Genomic DNA, 11,237 nt, shown 5'->3' with positions numbered 1-11,237 from the left:
CTCATTTGTGCATCGGTCATTTTGGCGCGCCTCGCCAGGGTCGGTGCCTTTTTGCCAGACGGCGTCGCCGGCCTACGTGCGGTGCTGGATCGCGAGGCGGAACTGGCGCATGAGGGTCGCCGACTCGCTGATGTCGCGGCGGGGGAACAGGGCGATCGCGACGCTGCCGTAGTCGGCCCAGCCGCAGACCGTCATGGCGGGCGCGTCCGAGGCGGCGGGTACGGTTCCGCAGCTCATCAGGCCGCCCAGCCCGCCCGGGTCGACGCCGCGGCGGCCGGTCACGCCGCCGGTGCTGTCCGAGAGCAGATCCATCGCGCGGTCCAGCTTGCTCGACGGAGACAGGGTCAGGCCGATACCGGCGGCGAGCAGAACACTGCGGTCGGCGGCCGCCGGGTCGGTGTAGACGGCGCCGACCGTACGGTCGAGGCCGACGCCGGCGGCGAGCGCGGTGCTCAGGTCGTCAGCGGTCTGCGCGCCGCCCCGGGTGTCGCGGGTGAAGGCGCCGATGGTCGCGGGCGTGGTGAGGCTGGGGTCCTTCTGGCCGATGACCCTCGCGCCGAAGAGGCAGCCGGCGAGGACCGCGACCGCGCTGACCAGCCCGAGGGTGCCGAGGACGATCGTGCGGGATCGCAGCCGGCGGCGCTCGGCGGACGCGGGCGGTGCGCTGGCGGGCTCGACCGAGCCCAAGTCGATGTGCTCCTCGGCCACCGGCGCAGAGTAACAGCGCGGGTGGCGCACGGGCGGGTGGTGCGTGTCAAGCTCCCCCCTGCGGTCCGTAGGATTGCGTGGTGACCGATACGCCGCAGAACCGAAGCCCCGAACGGAGTGCCACCCTGTCCGCGCAGTACCAGCCGGGCGAGGTAGAGCAGCGGCGGTACGAGGGCTGGGTATCGGCCGGGTATTTCCGGGCGGACGCGGCGAGCGAGCGGCCGCCATTCACCGTCGTGATTCCGCCGCCCAACGTGACCGGTTCGCTGCACGTCGGGCACGCGCTGGACCACACGATCCAGGACGCGCTGGTCCGCCGCCGGCGCCTGCAGGGGTACGAGGCGCTGTGGCTGCCCGGTATGGACCACGCCGGCATCGCCACCCAGAACGTCGTGGAGCGGCAGCTCGCGCAGCACGGGCGGTCCCGGCACGACCTGGGCCGGGAGAAGTTCGTCGAGAAGGTCTGGGAGTGGAAGGCCGACAGCGGCGGCGCGATCCTCGGCCAGATGCGCCGGCTCGGCGACTCCGTGGACTGGAGCCGCGAGCGGTTCACGATGGACGACGGGCTGTCCCGGGCCGTCCAGACGATCTTCAAACGGCTGTACGACGACGGGCTGATCTACCGGGCCGAGCGGATCATCAACTGGTGCCCGCGCTGCCTGACCGCCCTCTCCGACATCGAGGTGGAGCACACCGAGGACGAGGGCGAGCTGGTCTCGATCCGGTACGGGGAGGGCGACGACGCCATCGTCGTGGCGACCACCCGGGCGGAGACGATGCTCGGCGACACCGCGGTGGCGGTGCACCCGGACGACGACCGGTACCGGCACCTGGTCGGCACCGAGGTGGAGTTGCCGCTGACCGGGCGGCGCATCCCGATCGTGGCGGACGAGCACGTCGACCCCGCGTTCGGGACCGGCGCGGTGAAGGTCACGCCGGCGCACGACCCGAACGACTTCGAGATCGGGCAGCGGCACTCGCTGCCGTCGCTGACCATCATGGACGAGCGCGGCGTCATCACCGCGCGCGGCCCGTTCGAGGGGCTGGACCGGTACGAGGCGCGCCCGGCGATCGTGGCGGCGCTGCGCGCGCAGGGCCGGATCGCCGCCGAGAAGCGGCCGTACCTGCACGCCGTCGGGCACTGCTCGCGGTGCCGTACCACGGTGGAGCCCCGGCTGTCGCTCCAGTGGTTCGTCAACACGTCCCCCCTGGCGAAGGCGGCCGGGGACGCGGTGCGCGACGGGCGGGTGCGGATCGAGCCGGCGGAGTTGGCCAAGCGGTACTTCGCCTGGGTCGACAACATGCACGACTGGTGCATCTCCCGGCAGTTGTGGTGGGGGCACCGCATCCCGGTCTGGTACGGGCCGGGCGGCGAGGTCGTCTGCGTCGGGCCGGACGAGCAGCCGCCGAGCGGCGAGGGCTGGCGCCAGGACGAGGACGTGCTGGACACCTGGTTCTCCAGCGCGCTGTGGCCGTTCTCCACCCTGGGCTGGCCCGAAAAGACCGCCGACCTGGCGAAGTTCTACCCGACCAGCGTGCTGGTCACCGGGTACGACATCCTGTTCTTCTGGGTCGCCCGGATGATGATGTTCGGCCTGTACGCGATGGACGGCGTCCAACCGTTCGACGTGGTGGCCCTGCACGGCATGGTCCGGGACCAGTTCGGCAAGAAGATGTCCAAGTCGTTCGGCAACGTGGTCGACCCGCTGGACTGGATCGAGCGGTTCGGTGCGGACGCCACCCGGTTCACCCTGGCCCGCGGCGCCAACCCCGGCTCGGACGTGCCGGTCAGCGAGGAGTGGTGCCAGGGCTCCCGGAACTTCTGCAACAAGCTGTGGAACGCCACCCGGTTCGCGCTGATGAACGGGGCGCACGTCACCGGGGAGCTGGCGGCGCCGGGCGAGTTGAGCGCGGTCGACCGCTGGGTGCTGTCCCGGCTCCAGCACGTCACCGCCGAGGTCGACGAGCAGTTCGAGGCATTCGAGTTCGCCAAGGTCTGCGACACCCTGTACCACTTCGCATGGGACGACGTGTGCGACTGGTACGTGGAGTTGAGCAAGCCGGTGCTGGCCGCCGGGGGCCCGGCCGCGGAGCGTACCCGCCGGGTGCTCGGGCACGTGCTGGACCGGCTGCTGCGGCTGCTGCACCCGGTCATCCCGTTCGTCACCGAGGAGTTGTGGACGGCGCTCACCGGCGAGCCGACCGTGGTGACCGCCGCCTGGCCGGCCGCCGACCCCGCGTACGTGGACGACGCCGCCGAGGCCGAAGTGGTCGCGCTCCAGCGGGTGGTCACCGAGGTGCGGCGCTTCCGGGCGGACCAGGGCCTGCGCCCCGGGCAGCGGGTCGCCGCCCGGCTGGGCGGGCTGGAGGCGGCCGGGCTGGGCGCGCAGGAGCCGCTGATCCGCTCGCTGGCCCGGCTGGACGAGCCCGGCGAGGCGTTCGCCGCCAGCGCGAAGCTGGCGGTGGGCGGCGGCGTCGCGGTGGAACTGGACACCCGGGGTGCGATCGACGTGGCCGCCGAGCGGGCCCGGCTCACCAAGGACCGGGCCGCCGCCGAGAAGGAGGCCGCGCAGACCCGCGCCAAGCTGGGCAACCCCGCGTTCGTCGACAAGGCGCCCGAGCCGGTCGTGGCGAAGATCCGCGAGCGGCAGGCCGCCGCGGACGCGGACCTGGCCCGGATCGACGCCGCGCTGGCCGCGCTCGACGCCCTGCCCGGCGCATGACCGACCAGCCCATCGAGGAGCGGTTCGCCGAGGCCGAGGCGGAGCTGCTGGAGCGCGGCTTCACCCGGATGGAGTTCGACCTCGACAAGATCGGTGAGCTGCTGGACCTGCTGGGCAGCCCGCAGCGGGCGTACCCGTCGATCCACCTGACCGGCACCAACGGCAAAACCAGCACGGCCCGGATGATCGACGGGCTGCTGCGCGCCCACGGGCTGCACACCGGCCGGTACACCAGCCCGCACCTGGAGACGGTGCGCGAGCGGATCAGCCTGGACGGGGAGCCGATCGGGCCGGAGCGGTTCGTCTCGGTGTACCGGGAGGTCGTCGACCTGGCGGCGCTGGTCGACGGGCGGCACGTGGAGCCGCTGACCTACTTCGACCTGACCACCACCATGGCGTTCGCGGCGTTCGCGGACGCGCCGGTGGACGTGGCCGTGGTGGAGGTGGGGCTGGGCGGCGCCGAGGACGCCACGAACGTGCTGCACGCCGGCGTCTGCGTGCTGACCCCGATCGGCCTGGACCACACCGAGTGGCTCGGCGACCGGATCAGTGACATCGCCACCGCCAAGGCCGGCATTATCCACAAGGGCGCGACCGTCGTCACCGCCGCGCAGGAGGAGGAGGCCGCGCGGCCGATCCTGGAGCGCTGCGCCGAGGTTGGGGCGACCATCGCCCGGGAAGGCGGCGAGTTCGGGGTGCTGCGCCGGGCGGTCGCCGTCGGCGGGCAGGTGCTGACCCTCCAGGGCCTGGGCGGCGTCTACGACGAGGTGCTCCTGCCCCTGCACGGCGCGCACCAGGCGCAGAACGCGGCGGTGGCGCTCGCCGCGGTGGAGGCGTTCCTCGGTGCCGGCGCCACCCGCACGCTGGACCCGGAGGTGGTTCGCGAAGGGTTCGCCCGGGTCAGCTCGCCGGGGCGGCTGGAGCGGGTCCGCAACGCGCCGACGATCCTGCTGGACGCGGCGCACAACCCGCAGGGGATGGCGGCCACGATCACCGCCATCCAGGAGGAGTTCTCCTTCCGCCGGGTCGTCGCGGTGCTGGCGATGTTCGCCGACAAGGACGTCCGGGCCGTGCTGGAACTGCTCGAACCCGCCGTCGACGAGCTGGTCGTGACCCGCAACTCGTCACCCCGCTCCGCCGCCCCGGAGGCGGTGGCGGAGCTGGCGACCGAGCTGTTCGGCGAGGACCGGGTACACGTCGAGGCGGAGCTGCCGGACGCGATCGCCACCGCGGTGTCGCTCGCGGAGGCCGAGGCGGAGGTGGCGCTGGCCGGCGCCGGGGTGCTTGTCACCGGCTCGGTCATCACCGTCGCGGACGCCAGGAAGTTATTGAGGAGATGAGACCGGAATTCAACGCGGGCTCGGGGCCGGCTGGGCAGGAGCCGGCGGCGGGCCAGGAGCCGGCGGCGGGCCACGAGCCGGCAGCCGGGCAGGAGCCGGCGGCGCCGGCCGGGCCGCGGTCGGGGTTGAAGAACCCGGTCAAGGCGGCGCGGGCCGTCGGCTCGGGCACGCTGATCCTGGAGACGATCGTGCTGCTGCTCGCGATCCAGCCGATCCGGCTGCTCGGCGGCGGGCTGCGCGGCTCGGCGATCGCGGTGATCGTGACGCTCGCCGTGCTCGCCGTGGTGCTCGCCGGGCAGATGCGCCGACGCTGGGCGTGGGCCGCGGGCGGCGCGCTCCAGATCGCGCTCATCGCCGCCGGGCTGCTGCACTGGTCGCTGGGCGTGCTCGGGGTGATCTTCGGGCTGGCCTGGCTCTACGCCCTGCACGTGCGGCGGACGATCCTCGGGCTCAGGCGCCGTCGCTCTGCGCCTGAGCCCGCTCCTCCGGATTCAACCGCTTCGTGATCGGCCCGCGCGGCGGCGGCGCCTCGCCCCGCCCGGTCGCACGCTGAGCCTGCTCCTCGGCCGGTGCCGGCGCGGCGTCGTCAGCCGCCTCGCCGGAGGTCGACTCCGGCTTCGGGGGCGATTCCGGCTGCTCGGCGGGGGCGCTGTCCCGGCGGGGTGGCTGGTGCCACTGCGCCAGCGCGATGCCGTGGCCGTCCGGGTCGCGGAACGCCGCCGCCCACAACTCCAGGCGCTCGCCCCGGTTCACCACCCGCGGCGAGTACGTGAACCGGACGCCCTTCTCCCGCAGCGCCTCGTACATCACCTGGACGTCGGCCACCTCCAGGTTGATGTGGGAGACCCGGCGGCTGACCGGTTCGGCCTCCGGCACCGCGCGCAGCACCAGGCGGGTCTCCCCGGAGGCCAGCACCGTGTTGCCGTCCCCGGTGTCGAGCTGGTGGAAGCCGAGCGTCTCCCGGTAGAAGGCCACCGACTGCTCCAGATCCTGCACCAGCAGCGTTATGCCGACGCCGAGGACCGCGGGCGCCTCGGGCTCGGCGTGGACCGCCGCGGTGGCACCCGCCGGGGCGGCCGGCTGGCCGTCGGATTGCGGGCGGGGGCTGGGGCTGGGACGGTGCGGCCGCGGCACGGCGCCGCCGGGCGGCTGCTCCGCCGGGTGGGTCGCGGGGATGACCGGCTCGCCCTCTGCGGAGAGCAAGACCGTGTCCGCGCCGGCCCGCGCCCGCGCGGCCGCGCCGTGACGCTCCTCCGGGTCGCCCTGCTCGGCCCGGCCGCCGGGCGGCGTGTCCATTCCGACGACCTCCTGGGCGAGGTAGTCGGCCAGTTCGGCGTGGGTCAGCACGTCGTCCCACTGCACCCGGACCCGGCGCAGGTCGTCCACGGCCACCAGGATCGGCAGCGTGGCGCCCGGGTCCGGCCACTTGGCGATCGGCACCTGGGAGTCGAGCACGCGCACGGCCGCCGGTGGCAACCCGGGGGCCTCGACGACCAGTTGCATCTCGCAGCGGCCGTAGACCGACGAGGCGGGCGGCTCGGAGACGGCCACCACGTGCCCGGTGCCCGAGACGTAGACCCGGGAGCCGCCGCGCAGCGCCGGCACGAACACCAGCCCCAGGGCGATCACCACGAACGCCAGCCCGAGGGCCGCCACCTGCCAGCTACGCAAGCCGAGGCCGAAAACCGCCACGAAGACCCCGGCGGCGCCCACCGGCACCGCGATCGCCGCGCGGCGCGCTGGTACCTGCCGGCCTCGTCCGTTTGCCACAGTGGACCCCCCTCGCACCGCTAAAAGGCTATGCGCCCGGCAGCACCGGCGAAAGTCCGGCCGCGGCGGGGCGCCCTCCCGAGTACGGCTAGGCTGCGGCTGAATGGCGATCGGCGGGCAAGGAGGGGCACGTGAGCGAGCGCACGCTCGTACTGATCAAGCCGGATGCGGTCCGGCGCGGCCTGGTGGGGGAGATCCTCGGCCGGTTCGAGCGCAAGGGCCTGACCCTGGCGGCGATGGTGCTGCGCACGATGGACGGCGAGCTGGCCGACCGGCACTACGACGAGCACGTGGACAAGTCCTTCTACCCGCCGTTGAAGCAGTTCATGACCGGCGGCCCGCTGGTCGCGGTGGTGCTCTGCGGTGACGACGCGGTCGCCGTGGTGCGGGCGCTGACCGGCTCCACCGACGGGCGCAAGGCGGCCGCGGGGACGGTCCGGGGCGACCTGTCGCTGTCCAACCGGGAGAACCTGGTGCACGCGTCGGACTCGCCGGAGAGCGCCGAGCGCGAACTGAAAATCTGGTTCCCCGACCTCGCCTGAACCCCCGGTCACCCGGCGGGTGGCCCCGGTGGCGTGGGCAGCCGCGCCGGCGGGGCCACCGCCGGGCCGGTCGGCAGGACGCCCGGCGGGGTATTCTGGGCCGCACAGGCGTCGACCCGGCCATCACCGGCGAGCCTCCGGAAGAACCGGCCCCGCTCTCACCCGGCGAACGGGCCCCAGTAGAACCGGACGGGTCCGGCCCGTGACAGCCGGCGAACGAGCGGGCGGCGCGGTCATCGCACCGCCAAGCGAGGTGGTACCGCGGGCTCCGGCTCGTCCTCGCACCCCGGGACGTGTGCAGGGCGTGCGAGGAGAAGACCGACGATGGCGTACCCGAAGACCGATCCGACCGGCGGCGTGCCCGCCAGCCCCGACCTGCCCGCGGTCGAGCGGCGGATCCTGGCGCACTGGGCCGCCGACGGCACCTTCCGGGCCAGCGTGGACGCGCGGCCCGCGGACGACGAGTACGTGTTCTACGACGGGCCGCCGTTCGCCAACGGGCTGCCCCACTACGGCCACCTGTTCACCGGGTACGTCAAGGACGTCGTCCCGCGGTACCAGACCATGCGCGGCCGGCGGGTCGAGCGGCGGTTCGGCTGGGACTGCCACGGCCTGCCCGCCGAGGTCGAGGCGGAGAAGCAGCTCGGCATCTCGACCAAGGCCGAGATCGTGGACCTGGGCGTGGACAAGTTCAACGCCGCCTGCCGCGACTCGGTGCTGACCTACACCCGGGACTGGGAGCGGTACGTCACCCGGCAGGCCCGCTGGGTGGACTTCGCCGACGACTACAAGACGCTCGACGTGACGTACATGGAGAGCGTCCTGTGGGCGTTCAAGGCCCTGCACGACAAGGGCCTGGTGTACGAAGGGTTCCGGGTGCTGGCGTACTGCTGGCGCTGCGAGACGCCGCTGTCGAACACCGAGACCCGGATGGACGACGTCTACCGGGACCGGCAGGACCCGGCGGTCACGGTGCTGTTCACCCTCGAGACGGGGGAGAAGCTGGCGGTCTGGACCACCACGCCGTGGACCCTGCCGTCCAACCTGGCCATCGCGGTCGGCCCGGAGATCGAGTACGCCGTGCTGGAGAGGGACGGGGAGAGGCTGCTCGTCGGGGCGGCCCGGCTCGCCGCGTACGAGAAGGAACTGGCCGGGTGGGTGCGGAGCGGGACGCTGCGCGGCAGCGACCTGGTCGGGCGCCGCTACACGCCGCTGTTCGACTTCCTGGCCGACACCCCGAACGCGTTCCGGGTGCTCGCCGGCGATTTCGTGACCACCGAGGACGGCACCGGCGCCGTGCACATGGCGCCGGCGTTCGGCGAGGAGGACCAGAACGCCTGCACCGCCGCCGGCATCCCGACCGTGGTGACCGTGGACGCGCACACCCGCTTCACGTCGCTGGTCGCCCCGTACGAGGGCATGCAGGTCTTCGAGGCCAACAAGCCGGTCCTGCGGGATCTCAAGGCGCGCGGCGTCGTGCTCCGCCACGACACCTACACCCACTCGTACCCGCACTGCTGGCGGTGCGACACGCCGCTGGTCTACAAGGCGGTGTCGTCCTGGTTCGTCGCCGTCACGCGGTTCCGGGACCGGATGGTCGAGCTGAACCAGCAGATCACCTGGACGCCGGGGCACGTCAGGGACGGCTCGTTCGGCAAGTGGCTGGCCAACGCCCGGGACTGGTCGATCAGCCGGAACCGGTTCTGGGGATCGCCGATCCCGGTCTGGAAGTCCGATGACCCGCGGTACCCGCGGGTGGACGTGTACGGCTCGCTGGCCGAGCTGGAGCGCGACTTCGGCGTGACCGTCACCGACCTGCACCGGCCGTTCGTCGACGACCTGGTGCGCCCGAACCCGGACGACCCGACCGGGAAGTCGATGATGCGTCGGGTGCCGGACGTGCTGGACTGCTGGTTCGAGTCCGGGTCGATGCCGTTCGCCCAGGTGCACTACCCGTTCGAGAACCGGGAGTGGTTCGAGAGCCACTACCCGGGCGACTTCATCGTGGAGTACATCGGGCAGACCCGGGGCTGGTTCTACACGATGCACGTGCTGGCCACCGCGCTGTTCGACCGGCCCGCGTTCCGCAACTGCGTGGTGCACGGCATCCTGCTCGGCGAGGACGGCCGCAAGATGTCCAAGAGCCTGCGCAACTACCCGGACGTGTACCAGGTCTTCGACAGCCACGGCTCGGACGCGATGCGCTGGTTCCTCATGTCGTCGCCGGTGCTGCGCGGCGGGGACATGGCGGTGACCGAGGGCGGCGTGCGGGACGTGGTCCGCCAGGTGCTGCTGCCGCTGTGGAACGTCTGGTACTTCTTCGCCCTGTACGCGAACGCGGACGGCTACGAGGCGTCGCCGCGGACCGACTCGCCGCACCTGCTCGACCGGTACGTGCTGGCCAAGACCAACGCGCTTGTCTCGACCGTCCAGCGGCAGATGGACGAGTACGACATCTCGGGCGCCTGCGGCACGGTCCGGTCGTACCTGGACGCGCTGACCAACTGGTACGTGCGCCGCTCCCGGGACCGGTTCTGGTCCGGGGACCGGGACGCGTTCGACACCCTGGCGACCGTGCTGGAGACGCTGTGCCGGGTCATCGCCCCGCTCGCGCCGCTGACCGCCGAGGAGATCTGGCGCGGGCTGACCGGCGGGCGCTCGGTACACCTGACCGACTGGCCCACGGCGGCGGCCCTGCCAGCGGACCCCGGCCTGGTCGCGGCGATGGACGCCGTGCGGGACGTGTGCTCGGCGGCGCTGTCCCTGCGCAAGGCGCGCGGGCTGCGGGTCCGGCTGCCGCTGCCGGCGCTCACCGTCGCCACGACCGGGGCCGACGCGCTGCGCCCGTTCGCCGACCTGGTCGCCGACGAGGTGAACGTCAAGGAGGTGCGGTTCACCACCGACGTGGCCGCGCACAGCGAGCGGGTGCTGACCGTGGTACCCCGCGCGCTCGGCCCCCGGATCGGCGGCGCCGTGCAGCAGGTCATCCGCGCGGTGAAGGCCGGCGGGTGGGAGCTGGTCGACGGCCGGCCGGTCGCCGCCGGCGTCACGCTGCAGGACGGGGAGTACGAACTGCGCCAGATCGTCGCCGACGCGGACCGCTCCGCGCCGCTGCCCGGCGGGGACGGCGTCGTGGTGCTCGACACCACCGTCACCCCCGACCTGGCGGCCGAGGGGCTGGCCCGGGACGTGGTCCGGGTGATCCAGCAGGCCCGCCGGGAGGCCGGCCTGAACGTCTCCGACCGGGTCGAGGTCGTCGTCGCGGCCGGCCCCGCGGTGGTCGAGGCGGTCGAGGGGTACCGGGACCTCGTGGCGCGCGAGGTGCTGGCGTCGTCGCTGGAGTTCTCCGGCGACGGGGCGGGCGGCGGCTTCCGGGGTGACGTTGGTGACGATGACGTGGTCTCGGTGACGGTGCGCCGGCCCTGACCGGTCGGCTACCGTGTTGGTCGCTCGATTGCGTTACGAGGAGGCACGGTGCCCCTGCTCTACACCGTCGGCCAGTACACCGTGGCCCCGGCACTGCGTCTCGGCTGGCGACCGAAGGTGGACGGGCTGGAACACGTCCCGGCCCGGGGCGGGGCCATCCTGGCCGGCAACCACCTCTCGGTCGCCGACGAACTGTTCCTCGGCGCGGCGGTCAGCCGGCACATCGCCTTCTGGGCGAAGGCCGAGTACTTCATCGGCGACGGCCTGCGGGGCTGGTTCACCCGCACCGTGCTCGAGGGGCTCGGCGCCATCCGGGTGGACCGGGGCGGCGGCCGGGCCGCCCTCGCCGCGTTCGACGGCGCCATCCCGGTGCTCAAGGCCGGCGGCCTGGTCGCCCTGTACCCGGAGGGCACCCGCTCGCCGGACGGCCGGCTCTACCGGGGCCGCACCGGCGTCGCCCGGCTCGCCGTGGCCGCGGGCGTGCCGGTGATCCCGGTCGGCGTGGTCGGCACCGACAAGATCCAGCCGATCGGCAAACTGATGCCGAAGCCCGGCCCGCGCCCGGAGGTCCGCTTCGGCAAGCCGATGGACTTCACCGGCCGCGCCGCCGACTCCGCCGGGCTGCGCGCCATCACCGACGAGGTGATGAGCGAGATCCAGAAGCTGAGCGGGCAGGAGTACGTGCCCCGGTACGCCCCGCGCCGGGAGAGCTAGCCGCTGCCCGGCGG

The 11,237-nt window shown here is 73.3% G+C and carries 8 protein-coding genes; 6 read left to right on the top strand and 2 right to left on the bottom strand.

Features of this window, described 5'->3' with window-relative positions; translation table 11 throughout:
• Nucleotides 1-72: 72 nt before the first annotated feature.
• A complete protein-coding gene (locus KJS59_RS18065; RefSeq protein WP_213454083.1) occupies nucleotides 73-708 on the bottom strand; it encodes a hypothetical protein in 636 nt (211 codons plus the stop codon).
• An 80-nt stretch (nucleotides 709-788) separates the two neighbouring features.
• Here KJS59_RS18065 and KJS59_RS18060 point away from each other — a divergent pair, with 80 nt between their 5' ends.
• Genes KJS59_RS18060 through KJS59_RS18050 form a run of 3 tightly spaced genes read left to right on the top strand, consistent with a single transcriptional unit; the run spans nucleotide 789 to nucleotide 5,277 of the window.
• Complete coding sequence (locus KJS59_RS18060; protein ID WP_213454082.1) at nucleotides 789-3,431, top strand: valine--tRNA ligase; 2,643 nt, start codon at nucleotides 789-791, stop codon at nucleotides 3,429-3,431.
• Entirely contained in the window at nucleotides 3,428-4,771 is a 1,344-nt protein-coding gene (locus KJS59_RS18055; RefSeq protein WP_213454081.1) for a bifunctional folylpolyglutamate synthase/dihydrofolate synthase, read from the top strand. Before KJS59_RS18060 ends, KJS59_RS18055 begins: the two co-directional genes overlap by 4 nt.
• Nucleotides 4,768-5,277, top strand: coding sequence for a DUF4233 domain-containing protein (locus KJS59_RS18050; protein WP_213454080.1), 510 nt, complete (start codon nucleotides 4,768-4,770; stop codon nucleotides 5,275-5,277). Before KJS59_RS18055 ends, KJS59_RS18050 begins: the two co-directional genes overlap by 4 nt.
• Here KJS59_RS18050 and KJS59_RS18045 read toward each other — a convergent pair.
• Nucleotides 5,222-6,541 carry a VOC family protein gene (locus tag KJS59_RS18045; RefSeq protein ID WP_213454079.1) on the bottom strand — a complete coding sequence of 440 codons (1,320 nt, stop codon included), beginning with the start codon at nucleotides 6,539-6,541 and terminating at the stop codon, nucleotides 5,222-5,224. The two genes, KJS59_RS18050 and KJS59_RS18045, sit on opposite strands and share 56 nt — an antisense overlap.
• Nucleotides 6,542-6,672: 131 nt before the next feature.
• Here KJS59_RS18045 and ndk point away from each other — a divergent pair, with 131 nt between their 5' ends.
• The 3 genes from ndk (at nucleotide 6,673) to KJS59_RS18030 (ending at nucleotide 11,223) form a co-directional block, all read left to right on the top strand.
• Nucleotides 6,673-7,083: a nucleoside-diphosphate kinase gene (gene ndk, locus KJS59_RS18040; RefSeq protein WP_213454078.1), complete on the top strand. Its 411-nt coding sequence runs from the start codon at nucleotides 6,673-6,675 to the stop codon at nucleotides 7,081-7,083.
• Between the two features lie 324 nt (nucleotides 7,084-7,407).
• Nucleotides 7,408-10,509: an isoleucine--tRNA ligase gene (ileS, locus tag KJS59_RS18035; RefSeq protein ID WP_213454077.1), complete on the top strand. Its 3,102-nt coding sequence runs from the start codon at nucleotides 7,408-7,410 to the stop codon at nucleotides 10,507-10,509.
• A gap of 48 nt (nucleotides 10,510-10,557) precedes the next feature.
• Nucleotides 10,558-11,223, top strand: a complete 666-nt coding sequence (locus tag KJS59_RS18030; protein WP_213454076.1) for a lysophospholipid acyltransferase family protein — start codon at nucleotides 10,558-10,560, stop codon at nucleotides 11,221-11,223.
• The last annotated feature ends 14 nt before the right edge of the window (nucleotides 11,224-11,237 follow it).

This window comes from Rhizomonospora bruguierae, from assembly GCF_018397995.1.
Lineage (GTDB): Bacteria > Actinomycetota > Actinomycetes > Mycobacteriales > Micromonosporaceae > Rhizomonospora > Rhizomonospora bruguierae.
Note: the sequence above shows the minus strand (reverse complement) of the source record. Positions and strands in the feature narration are given on the sequence as shown.